Below are 19,495 nucleotides of genomic sequence, written 5' to 3'. Positions count from 1 at the left end.
ATAACAGAACTGACACTTACAACAATGCCAGTCTTTTTTTATAATCAAATTATTCTTTTTTAGGAGGCATAGGAATGAAGAATATTACGTATGAGGTAAATGCACCTGTAGACGAAAGGGACCTCTCCACCTTGTTTAAGGCGTCAGGCATAAAGAGACCCTCGGATGACTTACCGCGATTAAGAAGCATGCTCGATCATGCCGATATTACACTTACAGCTTGGGATAACAATCAATTAGTTGGCATCGCACGGGCCATTACGGACTATAGCTATTGCTGCTATTTATCCGATTTAGCCGTTGATAGTATATACCAACAGGAGGGGATTGGGAAAAGACTTGTTGACATGCTGCGGGAACAGATTGGAGAGGAAGTAACCCTCATATTACTGGCCTCCCCCACCGCCATGGAATATTACCCAAAACTAGGGTTCGAAAAAATTGACAATGGCTTTAGGGTATTACGAAGACGGTGATTTGTTCAAAAGAAGCGTTCCATAAGGATATTGTCAGTGAAGGTGACTCAAAAGGTAAAAACAACTTTGTTTTAATACATTGCTTATTTTCAAACGAAGTTGATTGAAGCGTAAGGTGCTTTTTCATTAATCGTGGTGTCTGTAAAAACATAGAGTTTGAGTCTCCTTTTTTTGTGGATAATCATTATTTAATTACATAACTTATACGTATTGGAGGTGAAGGACCATGACAAAACAATCACATTCATCCAACGATGAATTTAAGAAGTCCATAGAGAAGGCTGGAAATTATGCTGCTAAAAATACGCCCCACGAATTGCGTGATATCGCAGTCAATCAAACGGAACGTACAACTAAAAAATAAAAATGAAGCGCCAGACATTGGCGTTTTATTTATGTACAGACTTTTTTCTTATTTTTTACTCCTTCCACCAATAATTCCATCTTTTTTCCTTAATAATGTATAAAAGTAACAATATATACAAACTTTCTATATATACACATTTATTCGGTCATTATACTTCCACTTATTACCAAGAAAATAAAACAAACTAGTTCTGAATGTTTTTTTGAATAAGGTTTAAGGAAGAAACTAACTATAATACCAGTGTACAGCCTATTTTATGTCTTTTAGCCTACTAGGAGTGGGTTTCTCCTAGTAGGTGCACCCAGTGCGTGAAGCCATTGCAATCCACTTTATATGAAAACTATGTTTTAATGCATTGATTATTTTCAAACGAAGTTAATGGAAGGGGAAGGTCGAGGAGGCTGAAGCGTAAATCAACTTCCAAATTTAACACTGTCAAAAATAGTTTCCATTTATTGTGGTGTCTATAACACGCACTTAACCTATTAAACCTAAAGAGAGGACTTCTAAGATGAACAATTTTGAAGAAACGCCTAATTCCACTCAAGACAAAAAAGGAACATTTTTAAAGGAGATTAAAGACACGCTGACAAATTTCGTTTCCCATAATCAGCCTGCTTCATCTTCGTCCAATAGACAACAGTTACCCATGCAGATGGGTAAACCAAGTATCCCCCATACTAAAGCTACTTTTATGGCTTTCGTGGATGTCATGATTCCATCTACCTTTGGGGCATTGGATTTAAGATTGGATGATTACGTTATTTGGTCTTTAGATCATTATATTTCTGTCCAGGGAAATTTTGGGATGGAGAACATACAGTTGTCGTCAGCAACGGCTGGAATGCTCGATGCGGCAGCAAAGCAACTTATTTTTTCCGGTAACCTTAAAGAGATTCCAAATTATTCAATACATCCTGAGGGAGGAGCCTTTGCTGCCCTTTCCTTCCCAGACAGGTTGGAAGTCATACATTTATTAGAAAATGGACAAGTGGATATGGAGAGCTTGCCTCTCCCCTATCGAAATAATATTGGTTTCGTCAAAAACATTTTAACTAACCTTCATCAAATGGTGATGATCGGGTACTATTCCGAGTGGTTTTCTCACGGGGCAACACGAATAGCTCCTCCTGAAAATCGACGTTTAGAAAGGCCTTTCCTGACATGGTATCTCGTTAACTACCCTGGGCCATCTTTGGGTTATCGTGACCTACGTGGTTTTCTAGTAAAAGAATTTAAGGAGTAGAAGGGAGAAGATTATATGCATACAGATGCGGATGTTATTATCATTGGGGCCGGTGGAGGAGGTGCAGTTGCTGCCAAGGAATTAGGAGAGTTAGGTATTAAAGTACTTATTCTTGAAGCGGGCCCCTGGTATGGAAATAAAAAATGGAGTCATCCTAACCAGGAGCGTGGAGCTACCACCAGCTCCAGCCCAGATGACTTAGATATCAATCTATTACGGCAACAATATACGAAAATGGAACATACGATGAATGATATAATATCCGGCCGTTTTCGCTGGGGGCCTGCTGATCGCCGTCGGTCACCATGGCAACGGATTATTCCTAACCATGGACAGCTTTGGCAATCCACTGGTGTAGGCGGAACAACACAACATTATTGGGCAAACTCACCACGTGCCTATGCTATGGCTATCGACGACGTATGGCCTATCTCCTATGGGGAGTTGGCTCCGTACTACGAAAAAGTAGAGGCAACCTTACCTGTTCGCCCTGCCCCAACCACGGCTAAGGAGGAAATGTTTTATTACGGAGCAAAAAAAGACGGCTGGTCCTTCATTGATACGAAAAATCCAACATCGCCTGGATACCGGCCACAACCGAATGCTATTTTACATCCTAATGAACATTTGATGGACACGGACGTTAGTTTAGAGGAATTATCCAAAATGGAAGGATGTACCCTTTGTGGTCATTGCGTTAACGGTTGCCCACACGGACCTTCCGTTGATAAAGTAGCAAAACGGCCAACAAATATCAGTTATGTCCCCCTTGCCCTTAGGACTGGAAATGTAGAGATCAGACCAAACACTTATACGACAAAAATATTAACGGATAGCGATTCACCGGATGAACGTCAAGCCATTGGCGTGGAATACAGAGATACATGGACTGGCGAAACTGGAGAATTATATGGAAAAGTAATTGTAATGGCAGCAGGTTGTATTGAAACACCAAGGCTTTGGCTTAATTCACAACTCCCGTACAACTCTTGGGTTGGGAGGGGATTGACAAATCATTATTGGGATTGGGTCACTGGCGTATTCGAGGAAAAGGATATTATGGGGATATTAGGGCAAAACCATATCAATCCATTTACGGGGCCGACTTCAGGTGGCAGATTGGATTACCCTGGATTAGGCTGCATCCAACCATCGGGGGTCAGCCCAGGTTTATTTTCCTCTTTAACCTTTGGATTTAGTGATAGCGGCTATTCTATAAAACAGGAAATTTCGACGGATGATCCTTGGGATTTACGTGGGCGAGTGGTTGGAAATGAGTTGCATGAGTGGATGCACAATTACCAAAACACCCTTAGCATCATGATCCTTACAGATGATCAACCCCATAAAAGAAATGGTGTAACGGTTGACCCTATTTTAAAGGATGAGCATGGGCCAATCCCTGTCGTCCGTTATACACCTAGCAAAGAGGATAAGAAGAAAAGAGATCAGTTAGTCAAAATTTCGGCAAATATCTTACGGAAAGCTGGAGCTAAAAAGATTATCCGTACAGATTGGCCTGCTCATTTGTTTGCCCATATTGAATCTACCATGCGAATGGGGCTAGTTGTCGATGATATTTGTGAGGCTTACCAAGTAAAAAGGCTTTTTATCGCTGACAATAGTGTTCACTATAACGGCATTGGCGGACCGAATCCAACTCTCACTACTCAAGCTTTAGCTACCAGAACAGCAGAAAAATTAGCAATGAAATATTTTCATTGATGGAAACTATACAATCGTTTTTAGAAAAAAGGAGAAGTTAATATGAGAGACAAAACCATATTAAATATCATTACCATATTAGGAATTGGAGGATGGGCATTTTTATTCCGGCGAAAAGGAGAACTTAAAGACTGGTTTCTCATTTATTTATTTAAAACATTAGTTTCTACTTTAATCGATGGCCCAGTAATAAAGAAAAAGTATGTTCAATATCCAAAGCGATATTTTCCTACCCTTTTTGACTCAAATATTGTATTTCTTTATGTATTGTTTCCTTTGTCCTGTGTCCTTTACAATCAATTCACGTATAAAATGAAACCATTAAAAACAATATTAAGTGTTTTCCTCTTTAGTGGGCCGATGGCCATAGGAGAGCATATAATTGAAAGATACACAAATCTAGTGAAATTCAATAAAGGGTGGAATGGCTTTTATACCTTCACTGTTCTTTCGAGTACGTTTTGGGTTGTTCGTTTATTTATTGAATTTATTCGTTTTATAGATAAAAGAAGGCAGCGGGCAAAAGATGATAAGACAACCAATGCTACATATAACAGCTTTAACCAATAAAAAAACTTCTAGCTTTGCTAATTACATTTAAAAAGAGGCTTGGACTAAGTGTTTAACTGGAAATACGAACAATGTACTACCATAGGGAAGTATATTTTCGAAGCGATTTATTTTTCTCCGTTCGGATCACTCATTGATAAAACGCTTTTGTCCCAGCCTCATTTTTTCATTCTACTCATGAAGGGTTTTATAGACAAGGGCTGCAGCGATGGCTCCTAAGATTGTCGCTACGATATAGATCCATAGATACTCCATATTTCCAGATACTATTGCTGGGCCGATGGAACGGGCGGGGTTCATGGATGCTCCGCTAATAGGTCCTGCAAACATCGCCTCCAATCCAACAGTTGCCCCAATGGCAACACCTGCAAAGGATTTGACCGCTTTTCCGTGAATAGCTGAACCAAAAATCACCATCATTAATATAAAGGTTAAAATAAATTCCAAGACAAAGGACTGTTCCCAAGAAAATCTAGGTAATGTAGCCCCTAAGTAAGCAACATTTCCAAACAACATAAGCAAGGTTGCACTTGCTGCAATACCAGCTACCACCTGAGTCAGGATGTATGGAACCGCTTCCTTCTTATGAATATCCCCGTTAACGAAAAATCCAATCGTTACTGCTGGATTGAAGTGTGCACCTGAAATATGACCAAATGTATAAATTAAAGCCATCACAACAAGCCCAGAAGTTAAGGCAATGCCAACATGTGTAATACTTTCCGTCAATGCATTAATCACAATTGCCCCAGTTACCGCGAATATTAAAAAATATGTACCGATAAATTCAGCAATTAATTTTTTCTTTATCATGCCTTTTTTCATAGTAACTCCTCTTTCCCCTGGTTAATTGAGCATTTACTTTTGTTCTCCTCATGTATAAGTTTAGACTTATATAAGCAATATCTTATATGATAATATAGATAAAGAAATGGGACAATCCCTTCTCTTAGTTTGGAGAAGTTGTTTTCTAAAAGGTTGTTGTTTTAGGTTGAAATTATTTAGCTTAGATACGCTATAGGCGGCCGCCTTCCGCTTCTCTAAGCTTTTTTATAAAAGTAACAACCCTTTTTTAAAATATCCTAAAAAGGAGATTGGTTACTAGGGGGAGGAGAAATGGTAGTAGAAAGGAATATAGATAATGTTGCAATACTATTAAAGCTACTTGGGGATAAAACAAAGCTAACTATGGTTAAAATTCTTGACTCTCATGATTGTTGTGTATGTGAATTTGTCGGGATTTTTAAAATTAGTCAGCCTGCTATTAGTCAACACCTCCGTAAACTAAAAGACATTGGCTTAGTGAAGGAAACGAGAAAAAGACAATGGATCTTTTATTCCTTAAATAAAGAAAGTGATCTATATCCTATTGTTCGGAGTTTACTCTTACACATTCCAAGTCAAGATGACAAATTAAAGGAACTGGAAAAGGAAGGCTTACGGATTTCGTGTGAGTAGCAACATCTTATATGAGGAGAGTGCCAAAATGAGTAAAAAAACAATTTATTTTTTATGTACGGGAAATTCCTGTCGGAGTCAAATGGCTGAAGGATGGGCTAAGAAGTTTTTAGGTGATGAATGGGAAGTAAAAAGTGCCGGTCTTGAAGCACATGGTTTAAATCCAAATGCTGTAAAAGCTATGCAAGAAGCAGGAGTCGATATTTCAGAACAAACATCCGATATTATTGATCCAGATATTCTAAATAATGCTGATTTAATTGTTACATTATGTGGTCATGCAGCTGACCACTGCCCTGTCACTCCTCCAGGCATCAAACGAGTTCATTGGGGATTTGATGACCCAGCAAAAGCGGAAGGTACGGAAGAAGAAAAATGGGCTTTCTTTCAACGAGTTCGCGATGAAATACGGGACCGCATTCAAAGGTTTGCAGAAGAAGGAAAGTAAAAACAAGTGACTTGTACTAACCTCCGAATGAACAAAAGCGCAATGCGCCTGCCAATCGAAGCGGCAACGCGCGCGTTGCCTATTCGAACGGAAAATGGTCTTACCGATAAAAAGCGCTTTCTGCTTTTTATTCAGGCAGAAATTTTCTCGAGCCGATGGCGTATGAAACCTAGACAATTATTCAGCTACTGTTATCCACATTCAGAAAAAATATAATTTCTTAAACAAAAAATTAAAAGAGGCTAGGACATAACTAAAGTGTTTAAATGAAAATAGGAACAATACAATACCTTAGCGGAGGAAATATACGTAGACTCCTGCGGGAGCAGAGGCAGAGGTGAGACCCCACAGTGCGTTAGCACGAGGAGGCTCACCAGCCGCCCGCGGAAAGCGAAGTATATTTCCGAAGCGGGTAGATTGCACCTACATCAAGTTTATTCGGATTTCTTATTAGTAAAAATACTTTTGTCCCAGCCTCACATTTCCATTATTGATTACCTTTTTTCACCCATCCCGCTACGGTAACCGTACGCTTTGCTTGATGTTTAACTGCTGCTTCTACGTCTTCAATCATTTTTCCATCTTGCCCCACTGTTACACTTACACCATATGGGTTTCCGCCTGATGTAAATTGAACAGGGTCGGTGTAACCAGGTGATGCAATTAAAGCACCCCAGTGATGCATTGTCGTGTAAAGACTTAAGATTGTAGCTTCCTGACCACCATGAGAATTTTGAGCGGAAGTCATGGCACTTACTACTTTATTGACAAGCTTTCCGTTAAACCATAAACCACCTGTTGTATCTAAGAATTGCTTCATTTGTGCTGGTATGTTTCCAAAACGTGTTGGTACACTGAAAATAATTGCATCTGCCCATTCAAGGTCATCTAATGTAACCTCAGGAACATCTTTCGTTGCTTCCACATGTGCTTTCCAACCTTCATTTTCATCGATGACATGTTGTGGAGCAAGTTCAGGTACCTTTACTACTTTCACTTCAGCACCTAGTTCTTTTGCGCCTTCTTCTGCCCACTTGGATAGTTGATAGTTTGTTCCACCCATGCTGTAATAGATCACTGCTAATTTTACGTTTGACATATTATTCGTCTCCTTTGTTTTTCCAAATAAATTTGCTAAGATTCCCATATTTATTCACCTTTCTCCTTAACCTTATCTACTTTCTCTAATAAGAACCACCTCCATTGAAAATGACTCATTTTCAATGTATTCAAGTTCTTTTGCTTCCCATAATCCTAACTTATACTTCCATTTCATTCTTCTCTAATTCAAGATAATTACGCTGATTTTCCCAAGGCATCGTTGTTTTCCTGACCTTTAAAGAAAAGTTGAGCCACAGATAACATTTGACTACCATTCAATACTAAGTAAATAGCCATGATCAGTAAAACAAGATCATAAGCGTACCCGCCTAAAAATCCTACTGCAAATTGCACCGTAAAAATGGCCCCAATCATAATAAGCCCTATTAATGCAGAAACAATTCTTGTTCCAATACCTAAGATTAATGCAATTCCTCCAACTAATTCAATCGTTGCTACTACATAAGCCAGCCCACCTGGTAAACCGATACTATCAAACCAGCCTACTATATTTTCAATTCCACCTTGGAACTTCGCCGCACCATGTGCTAAAAACACAATCCCTAACACTACACGTAATAAAAATGCTCCAATTTCATTTTTGTTTGACATACTTTTCTCCTCCAATTTTTTTAATTGATTGAATTTATTTTTAATTCAATTATCTCTACTCGATATACTACCATTTAATATATTATGAATTCAAGATATTTTTTTAAAAAAATAAATTTCTTACAACGATCTTCTAATGCGGTCCATGTGGATCTGCCTACATCTAATCACCTCACAATACTTTTAAATAATATATTATGAATTCGAGATATTTATCTAAAAAAAGTTAAAGCTCTATACCTTGAGCATAATAACCTAACTTTTTTAACTGTTGGATCAAATTCTTTTTTTCATTCAAGTCTAAACCAGCACATATTTCTTGAATTGCATGTTTATGTTTTGGAAAGATCTCATTCATTAATTCTGTTCCCTCTGTTGTCATTACAGCATAGGTGATACGCCTGTCTTTTGGACAAGGTTTTCTCTCTAGAAACTTCTTCTTTTCTAACTTGTCGACCACATACGTTATACTACTACTTGCAATCAATACTTTATCACCGATTTTTTGAATTGGCTGAGCCCCTTTGCTATATAGCAACTCAAGAACTGCAAATTCCGTTGGATTTAGCCCAAAGCTCTTTATGTCTTCTTCCACACGTTTTTTAATTGATTGCAAAGCACGGGATAATACAACAAATAACTTTAATGAAATATCCTCTTCCAATAGTTTATTGTCTTGAGTATCCATGTTAACCATTCCCTTTGCACATTATCTCGAATTCGAGATAATTATATAACATTTTATTTTCTAGTGTCAACTTTATTTCAAAAAATATAAAAGCATTATAATATAAATATTTTTACCAGAAGAAAGTTTCTTTATGAATTTCATCGACACTTTTGAGTTAAAAATTATTTTTTAACAGGTTTAGGCAAAATAGAGCTGGTCCATTACCAGCTCTCACTGTTTGTCGGTTTTAATCATTTTTATACTCTCTTCGTTGTCGTCTTCCTTTTCGACTACATGCTTAAGGATGGACAGTTTGTTATTCCAAAATTGTTCGTAATAGGAAAGCCATTGTTTTACCTCTCCTAACGGTTCGGGCTGCAGTCGATATATTTTTTCCCGACCAACCTTCTGTCCTTTCACCAAATTCGCTTCTGAGAGGACACGAAGATGCTTGGCAACGGCTGTGCGACTTATTGGAAAATGAGCTGAGATTTCGGAGATGGGCAACTCTTTTTTTGACAAAAGACGAATGACCTCTCGTCTGGTCGGATCAGCAATGGCCTGGAAAACATCATGCTTTGCCGCCGTCACTTATCCCTCCACAACCTTACGAAATGTCTCTACAATGCCACCCCAGCCATGTTCCATTCTTTCGCGAACAACGGAGCTTTTCTCGTTTGCCTTCGGAGTGATGGCATCGGGTGCTCCCCAACCTCCATGGATCAGCGTAAACTCCGTTTTGTCACCTAGGTCCTTTAAAAGAAAGGTAACCACCCAGCCATCTGTGTCCCATGCAAAAGAGATTTTCGTTGGCTCTTCCACCTGTAAAACTTTGCAAGGGGATGGGCCGAATGGAGATTGAATGTGAAATTGGTGCCCTTCTATTGGTTGAAAGTCATTTGGCATGAACCATGATTCAATACCCTCCGCAGTGGATATCTTGTCCCACACTTTTTGGATCGGTGCGTTGAATGTTACTGTTTGCTTAATATCTTGTAATGTTTCCATTTTACCATCTCCTTTAGGTTAGTATGTACTTTGGTTTGGCCCCGAAAGCGAAACCATTTGGTTTTGCTTTTAGATTATATAACACCTTTTGGTTTCGTGTCTATGGGGCTTCTTCAGAATGTTGATACTTCGCTCTCCGTATTGTGTTGCTTTCTAGATAAAACTACACGTTTTTTGCCATGATAATATAGGATTTGCCGCCTCTTTCAAATCTTTGATTAGTTTCTTCTAAACCAAATTTTTTATAAAAGATTGATTTGTTTTCTCTTGCATTGCACCATATGCGCTTGACGCCTCTGTACTTTGCTTCCGCCATTACATAGTTTAGGAGCATGCTTCCGTAGCCCTTTCCCTGCTCCTCCTGAAGGGTGGCGAATTTCCTGAACTGGGCTTCACCATCGTTTATAAAAAGGGAAATGACAGAGACGGGAACTTTATTTTTAAAAAGGCCGTAATGAATTCCCTGGTCGTCATCCGCTAATTTAACATACTCCAAATCCTTGTCCGGCCACATGACAATGTGACGCAGCTCCCATGCAATTTCCTTATTAACTGGTTTAATCTCGATTTCCACGATCCCTTCCCCACCTTATAAAATCTATGAATTAATTTATAGTACACCGGCTAGTCAAAGTCAATTCTACGTTCAATCTTTTGACTATCTACTCTTCCTATCCTATGTCCAATTTGATAATTAGTAGTTGTCCAACCTATACAAATAGAAAATACCACACATAAACTGTATTAATTGCGTAAAAGGAGGTGATTAACATGTTAAAATTCTTTACTGCTAGGTTAAGAGGTGAAAACGAAGTTCCTCCTGTTGACACGGATGCTTTTGGCTTTGCAAAATTTGTGGTTAATAGAAGTAGAACAAAGATAAAATTTGCACTAGAAGTTAGGAACATCCGAAACTTCGTACAAGCACACATTCATTATGGCGAACGGGGAGTAAATGGACCTGTGATAGCCTTTCTTTTTGGAGCCGATTTAGCAACGCTAGAGGAACAAAATGGGATAACAACGAGAAGAGGCCTTATTACGGGAACCATTACAGATGACGATATTGTAGAAAATGATGTGGGGATTGAAACTGTAAGAGATTTAGTAAGATTCATGGAACAAGAATTGACATATGCGAATGTTCACACGGAACAGAACCCTGCGCCAGGTGAAATAAGAGGACAAATAGTGCCTGTTAGATTACCACGCTAATACTCAATAAAAGAGTATGACTCCAAGATCTTGTTGAACCTTAACGTCATACTCTTTCACTTTTTTCTATTTTTTATAGTGCTAGTAGAATCACGTAGCTTCTAGGCATGCCCCCTCATAACTCTACTTCTTCTACCTCTGTCCCATCTATCGGAATTCGGTACCATTGGACTCTCACGCGGGTAGCGGCTTTTCCGTAATAGACATAGTCACCGACGATATGGATATTGTACACCTCCCCATCATCCAGCTTGGTAGTTTCTTCTGTGTCGATATTATACCGGTAAAGGCTGCGGTCATCGTCTATATTTCGGTAAAAAACATCGTCACCGGCAACGTTAAGGCCTTGGCTTGCCTCTTCCGTGAGGGCATCGGTTTGTAGATTGTCCAGACTTTGCCTAAAGATACGATCATCCTCATCTGCATTTTCAAAATAAAGCCAGCCATCGGCAACGAAAAAGTTTTTTGCATTAGTGCCTCCAAGCATCACCGGGCCAGCGTCAATATCATCTAAATCAAGGTAATGTATGGTCCCTGGATAATCATTTTGATAAAGGAGATAACCTTGGGCCACCGTGAATTGAAAGGCATTCTCCAACAACTGTTCAAGATGGGTGAGGTCCGTTTTCACCCAGTAAACCCTCGTTTTTCCATCGGGTGAATATACAAGTGGCTTATAATACAGCCAATCATCCACGACCATTATGTTTTCCGTGTAAACGTCGGTAATTTGCCGTCTCTCTGAGCCATCCTTCTTCATCCGATAAGCCTGATTCCCCCGTGTTACATCAATGTAAAAAATCCAGTCACCAACGATATTAATCTCGGCTGCTTCGTTTTCCGAAAGCTGCTGCCTTTCGAAACCATGGATCTTCTTTCTGTAAAAGCCTTCATTGAAGTTGGAGAAGTAAAGCCACTCCCCATCCGTTGCCAAGCGGCCACCATTCTGCAGGTTACCACCGGAATTACCGAGATCCTCCTCGATGACCTCTGGCACATGGGCTTTGCGTCTCGCTTCCCTTTCCTCGTTGATGATTTCGATGTGCTCTCGAAAGGTAACTGCCGACTCTATTTCATCCGCCGGAATGGCCACATCGTCGAGTTCATTGTGATGATGGAGGACCACTTCTATTTTTTCAGAAGAGGGAATAGGCTCCCCCGTTTCAAGAAAATCGTAATCAAATACATATTGCATCGTGAACCCACTGATAAGGTGAGAGTCCTTGTCCACATCGATGGTCACGTGAAAATCCACAACATCACTATGATCTAGATAAAAATTATTTAGGATCGTTTCTAGGGGATCTGCCGAAAGGAAAAACGGATATAAGTCCGTGAAAAACTCCTTATCCTCCTCCTGTTCGACGGCGTAATCGAATTGGTAATACTGTTTGTCTTCGTCATCCGTAAATTGTAGTCGTTCAAAGCGAGCTTGAAGCCCCTTTAACCCCTTGATGAAGTGGTCCGGCTCCTGATTGTTCTCAGCTTTGAAAAGGAGATCTGGAGCCGTGAAGTCTTCATAATAAACCGTTTCCTCCATATGATAAACGTTCAAATCAAAGGAGTTACCAAAGAATTCAAGGTGCTTCTCTATATTGGCTTCGAAAGGAGCTACGATGGTGTCCCCTTTGAGTTGAAGGAGCGTTTCATTGCCGCCCCCATCCATATGCTCGGATTTCAAGTCGAAGGAATAGCTTTGCAAATTTTCCATATTATTGACCGTCCGCTCCAGAATTTCCTCCGGAGTTAGATTTTCTATATTGGTGCAGCCCGTAATGATAAGGATAAGGGTGCTCAACCCTAAAATAGCTAATTTCAGTCTCATTTCCGTTCATCTCCACATCTGTCGTATCTTGGTATTCTAACATAAACGGAAATGACGATGAAATGTGGGTGAACCGCTGTTGGTTTATAGAAGCAGGATATCGAAACCTCCTTAGGAGCATCTCTTCGAAAACAAAATGTGATATTATTGGAATATATTGTGTAGGTGTAAGATGAACACTGATTTTGACCTTATTCAGCTTATTGATCAGAGTTTGGAATCGAAGCCGATTTTTAATAGAGAAAGTGTTATTTTTGTTAACCAGGCTTGTTTAGATTTACTAGGTTTCTCTGCCAAAGAGGAGATTATCAGATGGCTAAAGGAATTACCATTTCCGGTGACAAAACTCATTGGAAGCAGGTGTTCCTGAATGTTCTTTATTCTCAGCTTATACCATTAGTCATTTTCAACTGGTTTTTCCGTTGGATCGTTATGTGTTTATCGTCGTCCTGTTCCTACTGCTAATCACACATAATTATATCTATTATCGTGAGATTCGTAAATTTGTAAACGGAGCATTTACCGACAATGGGGAAAACTCCAAGCTTACTAGGTTCTTCAAGACCATGGAAAAGCATATGTTGAATTGGCAGCTCTCCTTCTCATTTTTACTGTTACGGCGGTGAGTATGTGGCAGATTAATAGTAATCACAGGGCTAACACGGAAAAAATGGAGAATTGTTTGAGTGATGGCGGGACCGTAGTTGTTGAAACGAGTGGTATCTTCGGGCAGAACACAGTGAAATGTAAATAAACACGATCCCGGTGCATCCATCCCCATTCCGATTCTGGGATGACAGGCGCACCGGGATCGTCCCCTTAAAAATTATTTTAAAGTTGCATCACCTATTACATTTCCCATCAGCTGATTGGATAGCTTTAATCCTTCCTTCCTGTCACCTGCTGGTGCGGAAATCATCATTCCATCTGCGCTGTTCCAACCTGAACCGCCGTTTTTTTGTTCATGGACGCCGATGGTTAATTCACTGAAGTTCTCGCCCCCGTAAATAAAGCCGTATGTAATTATTTCCATATAATATTCACCATCATCTGAGTATTAGATATATTGAATGAGTCCTCGGTCAAGGGTCTTTTGGAAGGGCACCGATAGTACTTCCTCGAGGCTTCTGGTGGTGGGTGTACATCCCCATCAATAGTAATCGTTCCGCGAAAGATTCATTCCCCCAGGAGATTTCTCTGCACTTTGCCGAAAATATCAATGGTCATCTGTTCTTCAAAGTTGGCATTTTCAGAGCCTAATTGGTATTTCACTCCGTGGAGCGTTTGGTCAATTTCCTTTGGATACGTATACCAAACAGCAAAGATACCCCCCACTGCAATGATCGGCAAAAAAATGAACAGCAGCTTTCTTTTCATAGTAAGATTCCCCTTTTTATAGGCTTATAGAAAATGGGGTAAAAGTGAAATAACGATAATGACGCTTAGGACAATGATTCCAATAAGGGAACCCGTTTTTGTAACGGTAATCGCCAAATCGGAAACCTCGGGTTCGTCGTCATACTTCCACCTTTGCCCCCAGAGGATGCTTTCCTCAGGGAAAAGGTAGGCGTATATCAAGGCCCAATAGACAGGGATCATCAAAATAATTAACAAAATAGTTCCAGCCAAGCTTAACGCCTCCAACATAGGTTCTTATCATTATCTTAACATTAATCTACCCAAAATTGGGTTTAAAAGGAAAAAAGGTGACGCAAATAGCATCACCTAGTACTGCCTATCCACCTTGATCGTAAACATTCTTTGTTCGTGGGAGTTCAATGTTTGTCTTCCAATGTGGTCCACCAATTGGCTGGTTTTTTCCGGCGTAAGTTCATGTACTTCGTGTTGCTTGAAAGCCTCTTCTAGATTGTTGTGGAACCTATCTATTAATATTTCATTCAGGTAAGAGGCGTTGGAGAAGTATGTTGGAAAACTGGTAGAACGATAGTCCACTTCTTCTACGTAAATGCGAAACAGTGATCTTATTGTTTCCGTGTCCACTTCCTCTGCAGTAAATTGGATGTTTACCTCGGCCAGCTGGCCATCCTCCGTCTCCAGTTCATAGGCTATCACATCATCCAATGGGTAATTACCGTAGAAAAACAAGTCTTTGTCGGTGGTCATCAACGTGTAGTCATAGCCCTTAATCTCTACAACTTCTCCCTTTCCATCGATGACAATATCCCCTTGCCTCGGGTAGCCAACTTTGATTTGCGTTTCCAATAGTAGCAGTGTGGCAATAGAAATAATAATCCCCCAAACATACATCGTCCTTTCCGTAATTTTCGTTCCGATCCATTTATTAATGGTGAAAACGATGATCCCGAACAGAAGGACAACGAATATGACGGAAAAAACATTGAAAATGCTCTGAAACCAGCTTGGGACTAAAATCGTCACATATTCACCGCCTTTTTTTTGCAAAAAATAGGACCGCTACAGTTAAAACAATGATTCCCGCTGCGTACGGCAGCCATGGTCTAGACTCCGAGCTTGGAGTTTGCCGCTCACCAGTAGGGGAGTATTTCGGAGTTGTCTCCATGAATTCCTTTAAAAACTCCAGTTCTTTAAAGGACTCATCTTCAAAATCGATCTCCTCGTCACCGATAATTTCTGGGGTTAGATACTCCTCCCAATCTAAAAGTACAAGAGGTACAACGGCCTTTGGGGTGATCGGCACGTAGTCCCCCTCCCTCTCTTCTAGGAAAAATAAAATTTCATTCGCTTCCACCTGGAGCTCTTGTTCCATGCCTTGGATAATGCTATCTATTCGATAGGCATTGGAGCGCATACGAACCTCACCTTCCCTCTCTGGAACAGTCTCCGTTGCCCCAGGAGTGGTGACGAGGATGGTATTTCCGACTGGCTCTCCTTTTAAATAGCTGGAAACATGAATTTTCCAATCGGTAAACCCGATATAGTAATCAGATTCCGGATCGGAATGTTGTTCGATTCTCTCTACGGCCTCCCCCTCATACGTGCCAATGACAACGAGGTCTGCCCTTTCCACCATTTCCTCAAAGGGAATCTGCTCCCAAAGGGCACCATAGGAAGTTTGAGGTACAAGGAAAAATATAGTACAAGTAATTAATGTGATTAAGCATTTCTGTAATAATTTCATCCGTGGAATCACCCTTCTATAAATCTTATTTCAGTATAGTCGAATAATCCCACTAAAAGGTTACAAATTTAGAGAAAAAAATACCGTGGGCCGTTGTGGACCACAGCAGACACTAATCATCTTTCCTTTTCTCTTTTAATAGTTTTGTCATTTGGTTCAATTTCATGATAATTATCGTTGCCAAAATGATTAAGACGATGATTCCAAAGGTGTTGATAGCGTGCCATGGTGGTGGCCCTGAATGAATTAAGTAATAGATGAAGTAAACTGCTAGGACGAACAGCGAAATGGTAATGGTCAGCCTTTTATTCCCTTCCACCTACTAAACCACCTGCCTCTATTTTTTGAGGGACTTTTCGTAACCTTCCTTATCAATCACTGTAAAACTATCCTTTTCCTTTTCTATTAACTCCGCGAATGCCAATGAATTATCCTCCGCGGACAAAAACGCTTCGAAGAATGAGGTAATAAGTCCGCTTATAACTTCATGCAGCTTCCCGTCATTTCCTTCTCCGAAAAAATCACCGGTACATCGGAAAAGGACAGATTGTCAGCTCCGTTTACCTTTATAAAAGATTTATATGCTGTTAGGGCATTAAATAATGATTTTTGCCCTTCGGAATAGGCTGCTACATCCGGTGAAATGGGGGCATCATCACGGCAATGTATTGATAGATTCCTTAGATGCCCCTCCTTCACCCCCATGCTGGAAAGTATCTTTTCGGCCTCTTCTTGCATGGGGGCAAATGTCTCCTTTAATCTTTATCTAAGTCATCAGTGAGGAAGGACATTTCTCTATTTCCGCCAAAAAGTTGAACAGTCTGCCTTATCCATAATATTAAACTCGATCATTTTCTCGAGTAATTCGAAGTTAACAGGACTATCCCATTTGATACGAACCAACTCCTTCGTGTGATTATAGCCTGCTTGTATAATTTCATCAGAAAAATGATCAATCCCTACCCTTTCAGGGGCAACAGCCAAATGATGTTTGGCTACACTAAAAGCGATAATAAATGTGCCGTGATCCGTAAACATAGGCTGCTTCCACTTCATTTCTGGCACTAATTTTGGAAATTTCTTCGTTACCCAAGCCAAAACTTCTTCCGTTCGGTCCCGATGTTGTTGGTTATCAATACTCCCTAAATAATCTGCAAAAACTTCCATGGTGTTCCCTCCTAAAATAAATTCCTTGTCCCTACTTTACACACTATGGAAAACTGTTACTACACTTAAGATAAACGATTTTGCGAAGGATGTGTAGGTTTTGATCCAAGTGTTGGAAAAGGGGGAAGATTACCCCTTTTCCACGAATCTTTTAGATGAACAATTCTATTAAAAATGAACTTTTGACCATCCCCGCTCTTTCTATCTACACAAAAGTACCCGTGGCGGATAAATTGATATTTAGTTCCCACTTCTGCACCTTTTACAGATGGCTCCACCATACCGTTCCCACAAACGACTAAGGAATCTGGATTCAGCTTTTCCTCCCATATTTTTTCCGGATCCTTCACGATCTCGTCGTTGTCAAACAACCGGTCATACAAACGAACCTCCGCTGGAACGGCTTGGGCCGCCGATACCCAATGAATCGTTCCCTTTACCTTCCGTCCCGAAAAGCCCGTTCCACTTTTCGTTTGAGGATCATACGTGCACCGCAGCTCCACAATCTCCCTCGTGTCTTCATCCTTAATCACTTCGTTGCACTTGATGAAGTAGGCCCCCTTTAAGCGAACTTCGGAGTTCAAGGACAGCCTTTTGAAACCTTTCGCCGGGGTTTCCATAAAGTCTTCCTTTTCTATATAAATCACTCTTGAAAATGGCACATCTCTTCTTCCTAATTCAGCATTTTCCACGTTGTTCTCCACTGATATGAGCTCCGTCACACCCTCATCGTAGTTGGTAATGGTAACCTTCAAAGGGTCTAAGACAGCCATGAAACATGGGACCTTTGCCTTCAATTCATCCCGGACAATACTTTCTAGTAATGGAAAATCGACAGTGCTTTGGTGCCTCACATAGCCAATTTCATTGACAAACCTTCTTATACTGCCTGGTGTCATTCCCCGACGCCTTAATCCGCGAATCGTTGGCAGCCTTGGATCGTCCCAGCCATCCACATATCCCCCTTCCACAAGCTCCCGTAAATAACGCTTACTGGTGACCACTCCCGATAAATGGACCCTGCCAAATTCCCTCTGCTTCGGCGGTGTTTCGGCCATATCCAATTCCATCAAAATCCATTCGTATAGTGGACGATGGTCTTTGAATTCGATGGAACAGAAGGAGTGGGTCACCCCTTCGATTGCGTCCTGGATCGGATGGGCAAAGTCATACATGGGATAAATACACCACTCGTTCCCCGTTCGGTAATGGTCTGCGTGGATGATGCGGTACAAGACCGGGTCCCTCAAGTTGATGTTCGGTGATGCCATATCCATTTTTGCCCGCAGCACCTTGGATCCTGTTGGAAATTCCCCCTTTTTCATTTGTAAAAACAAGGTTAGGTTCTCTTCTATTGACCTGTTTCTATAAGGGCTGTTTCTTCCTGGCTCCGTTAAAGTCCCCCGGTATTCTGTCATTTTCTCTGGGGATAATTCACACACATAGGCTTTGCCCTTTTTTATTAGGGTTAACGCTTTGTCATAAATTTCATTGGAGTAGTCGGAACCGTAAAATATTCGCTCACCTGGCTCGTAGCCCAACCAGTTCATGTCCTCTATAATAGCTTCCACATATTCCCTGTCTTCCTTCAAAGGATTTGTATCATCAAAGCGCAGGTTGAAATTCCCATCAAACTTTCGGGCCAGCATGTAATTTAAATGAATGGCATAAGCACTGCCAATATGCAGATAGCCGTTCGGTTCCGGTGGAAATCTCGTACAAATGGGCCGGTTATATACTTTGTTCTTCACATCCTCCTCTATTAAACGCACTAAATCGTTATTGGAAAGAATACTGTTTTCCTCCCTCATTTTTAACCCTCCCTTTATTTTGTTGAGCAGTTTTTTACGTCGTTGTGCGAGTCTAACTCGTAATACTTGCACTTTCATTTTTTTCCCGCAATATTTTTTCCAAGAACAAAAGGGCAAGGCACCTGCTTATCAGCGACACTCTTATGTGCGACAAGTAAACGAAGAGGCGTAGGTATCTGTTCCGAGTAATCGCAGCACATTTGACCTCGGCCAACGACACTTGAAGCTAGACGATTATCCAACCACAGTGATCCACATTAAGAAAAAATATAATTTCTTAAACAATAAAAAAATCCCACCCCCAAGACCTTGTTAAGTCTTGGGGGCGAGATTGTATGATCGCGGTACCACCCCAGTTTGCTAATACGTCACCATATCAGCCTCTTCGGGTACGGTATCGAATAATGGACACTTATACCCTAGCTCTATAACAGGAGCACCTGTCACACCATCCCCGAGGTCGGTTCCGATGTGATGCTCAGAGGCTTGGTTCAATAAAGCATTCTTACTCCTTTCCAGCAGCTGGAGCTCTCTGTAAAGAATGACTTTTATCTACTCTTCTCATCATCGCAATTGGAATTTTTTTGATTTTTTCTATAATAACAAGGGGAAAAAGTTTTGTAAAGACGTTTTCAACGTGCAATTATCATCCCCAAAGCTTATCTTTTTATTATT

Annotated in this window: 26 protein-coding genes and 1 other annotated feature; of the genes, 9 read left to right on the top strand and 17 right to left on the bottom strand. The window is 40.5% G+C overall.

Annotated elements, in window-relative coordinates:
• Positions 1-74 precede the first annotated feature (74 nt).
• The 5 genes from J2S74_RS00360 to J2S74_RS00340 all read left to right on the top strand — a co-directional run bounded on the left by J2S74_RS00360 (position 75) and on the right by J2S74_RS00340 (position 4,384).
• Positions 75-476: a GNAT family N-acetyltransferase gene (locus tag J2S74_RS00360; protein ID WP_307320408.1), complete on the top strand. Its 402-nt coding sequence runs from the start codon at positions 75-77 to the stop codon at positions 474-476.
• Between the two features lie 226 nt (positions 477-702).
• Positions 703-840 (top strand): hypothetical protein, encoded by a 138-nt coding sequence (locus J2S74_RS00355; protein WP_307320406.1) that lies wholly within the window; start codon positions 703-705, stop codon positions 838-840.
• Between the two features lie 514 nt (positions 841-1,354).
• A complete protein-coding gene (locus tag J2S74_RS00350; RefSeq protein ID WP_307320405.1) occupies positions 1,355-2,089 on the top strand; it encodes a gluconate 2-dehydrogenase subunit 3 family protein in 735 nt (244 codons plus the stop codon).
• Between the two features lie 15 nt (positions 2,090-2,104).
• A complete protein-coding gene (locus J2S74_RS00345; protein WP_307320404.1) occupies positions 2,105-3,814 on the top strand; it encodes a GMC family oxidoreductase N-terminal domain-containing protein in 1,710 nt (569 codons plus the stop codon).
• 42 nt (positions 3,815-3,856) lie between these two features.
• Complete coding sequence (locus J2S74_RS00340) at positions 3,857-4,384, top strand: CBO0543 family protein (protein ID WP_307320402.1); 528 nt, start codon at positions 3,857-3,859, stop codon at positions 4,382-4,384.
• 171 nt (positions 4,385-4,555) lie between these two features.
• On the opposite strand, the gene J2S74_RS00335 is transcribed toward J2S74_RS00340, so the two are convergent.
• Positions 4,556-5,209 (bottom strand): MIP/aquaporin family protein, encoded by a 654-nt coding sequence (locus J2S74_RS00335; RefSeq protein WP_307320400.1) that lies wholly within the window; start codon positions 5,207-5,209, stop codon positions 4,556-4,558.
• Between the two features lie 291 nt (positions 5,210-5,500).
• On the opposite strand from J2S74_RS00335, the gene J2S74_RS00330 reads away from it, so the two are divergent.
• Both J2S74_RS00330 and arsC read left to right on the top strand, forming a co-directional pair.
• Positions 5,501-5,842 (top strand): ArsR/SmtB family transcription factor, encoded by a 342-nt coding sequence (locus J2S74_RS00330; RefSeq protein WP_307320398.1) that lies wholly within the window; start codon positions 5,501-5,503, stop codon positions 5,840-5,842.
• A 28-nt stretch (positions 5,843-5,870) separates the two neighbouring features.
• Positions 5,871-6,290: an arsenate reductase (thioredoxin) gene (arsC, locus tag J2S74_RS00325; protein WP_307320397.1), complete on the top strand. Its 420-nt coding sequence runs from the start codon at positions 5,871-5,873 to the stop codon at positions 6,288-6,290.
• A gap of 487 nt (positions 6,291-6,777) precedes the next feature.
• On the opposite strand, the gene wrbA is transcribed toward arsC, so the two are convergent.
• The 6 genes from wrbA to J2S74_RS00295 form a co-directional block, all read right to left on the bottom strand.
• Positions 6,778-7,389: an NAD(P)H:quinone oxidoreductase gene (wrbA, locus tag J2S74_RS00320; RefSeq protein ID WP_307320396.1), complete on the bottom strand. Its 612-nt coding sequence runs from the start codon at positions 7,387-7,389 to the stop codon at positions 6,778-6,780.
• A 197-nt stretch (positions 7,390-7,586) separates the two neighbouring features.
• On the bottom strand, positions 7,587-8,003 hold the full coding sequence (locus J2S74_RS00315; RefSeq protein ID WP_307320393.1) for a DoxX family protein: 417 nt from the start codon (positions 8,001-8,003) through the stop codon (positions 7,587-7,589).
• A gap of 226 nt (positions 8,004-8,229) precedes the next feature.
• Positions 8,230-8,691, bottom strand: a complete 462-nt coding sequence (locus J2S74_RS00310; protein WP_307320391.1) for a MarR family winged helix-turn-helix transcriptional regulator — start codon at positions 8,689-8,691, stop codon at positions 8,230-8,232.
• 213 nt (positions 8,692-8,904) lie between these two features.
• Entirely contained in the window at positions 8,905-9,264 is a 360-nt protein-coding gene (locus tag J2S74_RS00305) for an ArsR/SmtB family transcription factor (protein WP_307320389.1), read from the bottom strand.
• Entirely contained in the window at positions 9,265-9,681 is a 417-nt protein-coding gene (locus tag J2S74_RS00300) for an SRPBCC family protein (protein ID WP_307320387.1), read from the bottom strand.
• 163 nt (positions 9,682-9,844) lie between these two features.
• Positions 9,845-10,249, bottom strand: a complete 405-nt coding sequence (locus tag J2S74_RS00295) for a GNAT family N-acetyltransferase (protein ID WP_307321400.1) — start codon at positions 10,247-10,249, stop codon at positions 9,845-9,847.
• Positions 10,250-10,452: 203 nt separating this feature from the next.
• Here J2S74_RS00295 and J2S74_RS00290 point away from each other — a divergent pair, with 203 nt between their 5' ends.
• A complete protein-coding gene (locus J2S74_RS00290) occupies positions 10,453-10,896 on the top strand; it encodes a CHRD domain-containing protein (RefSeq protein ID WP_307320385.1) in 444 nt (147 codons plus the stop codon).
• 115 nt (positions 10,897-11,011) lie between these two features.
• Here the strand turns inward: J2S74_RS00290 and J2S74_RS00285 are convergent, their stop codons facing one another.
• Positions 11,012-12,721 (bottom strand): DUF6612 family protein, encoded by a 1,710-nt coding sequence (locus J2S74_RS00285; protein WP_307320380.1) that lies wholly within the window; start codon positions 12,719-12,721, stop codon positions 11,012-11,014.
• Positions 12,722-12,893: 172 nt separating this feature from the next.
• Between J2S74_RS00285 and J2S74_RS00280 the strand changes: the two genes are divergently transcribed.
• On the top strand, positions 12,894-13,091 hold the full coding sequence (locus J2S74_RS00280) for a hypothetical protein (protein ID WP_307320377.1): 198 nt from the start codon (positions 12,894-12,896) through the stop codon (positions 13,089-13,091).
• A gap of 456 nt (positions 13,092-13,547) precedes the next feature.
• Here J2S74_RS00280 and J2S74_RS00275 read toward each other — a convergent pair whose 3' ends face one another.
• The 9 genes from J2S74_RS00275 to J2S74_RS00235 form a co-directional block, all read right to left on the bottom strand.
• On the bottom strand, positions 13,548-13,754 hold the full coding sequence (locus tag J2S74_RS00275; RefSeq protein ID WP_307320375.1) for a hypothetical protein: 207 nt from the start codon (positions 13,752-13,754) through the stop codon (positions 13,548-13,550).
• Positions 13,755-13,897: 143 nt separating this feature from the next.
• Positions 13,898-14,098, bottom strand: coding sequence for a hypothetical protein (locus J2S74_RS00270; RefSeq protein WP_307320372.1), 201 nt, complete (start codon positions 14,096-14,098; stop codon positions 13,898-13,900).
• 24 nt (positions 14,099-14,122) lie between these two features.
• The gene (locus tag J2S74_RS00265; RefSeq protein ID WP_307320369.1) at positions 14,123-14,350 is read right to left on the bottom strand and encodes a DUF6199 family natural product biosynthesis protein; all 228 of its coding nucleotides are present in this window, start codon (positions 14,348-14,350) and stop codon (positions 14,123-14,125) included.
• Between the two features lie 96 nt (positions 14,351-14,446).
• The gene (locus J2S74_RS00260; protein ID WP_307320365.1) at positions 14,447-15,121 is read right to left on the bottom strand and encodes a hypothetical protein; all 675 of its coding nucleotides are present in this window, start codon (positions 15,119-15,121) and stop codon (positions 14,447-14,449) included.
• 4 nt (positions 15,122-15,125) lie between these two features.
• A complete protein-coding gene (locus J2S74_RS00255; RefSeq protein WP_307320362.1) occupies positions 15,126-15,842 on the bottom strand; it encodes a hypothetical protein in 717 nt (238 codons plus the stop codon).
• A 112-nt stretch (positions 15,843-15,954) separates the two neighbouring features.
• On the bottom strand, positions 15,955-16,161 hold the full coding sequence (locus tag J2S74_RS00250) for a hypothetical protein (RefSeq protein ID WP_307320360.1): 207 nt from the start codon (positions 16,159-16,161) through the stop codon (positions 15,955-15,957).
• 158 nt (positions 16,162-16,319) lie between these two features.
• The gene (locus J2S74_RS00245) at positions 16,320-16,580 is read right to left on the bottom strand and encodes a hypothetical protein (protein ID WP_307320358.1); all 261 of its coding nucleotides are present in this window, start codon (positions 16,578-16,580) and stop codon (positions 16,320-16,322) included.
• 57 nt (positions 16,581-16,637) lie between these two features.
• Positions 16,638-17,009, bottom strand: a complete 372-nt coding sequence (locus J2S74_RS00240) for an iron chaperone (RefSeq protein WP_307320355.1) — start codon at positions 17,007-17,009, stop codon at positions 16,638-16,640.
• A gap of 65 nt (positions 17,010-17,074) precedes the next feature.
• The gene (locus J2S74_RS00235) at positions 17,075-18,820 is read right to left on the bottom strand and encodes a glutamine--tRNA ligase/YqeY domain fusion protein (protein ID WP_307320353.1); all 1,746 of its coding nucleotides are present in this window, start codon (positions 18,818-18,820) and stop codon (positions 17,075-17,077) included.
• Between the two features lie 318 nt (positions 18,821-19,138).
• Positions 19,139-19,397: a binding site (T-box leader), on the bottom strand.
• Positions 19,398-19,495 lie beyond the last annotated feature (98 nt).

The organism is Evansella vedderi, assembly GCF_030813435.1.
Taxonomy (GTDB): domain Bacteria; phylum Bacillota; class Bacilli; order Bacillales; family Salisediminibacteriaceae; genus Evansella; species Evansella vedderi.
This window is presented reverse-complemented; position numbering and strand designations above follow the sequence as displayed.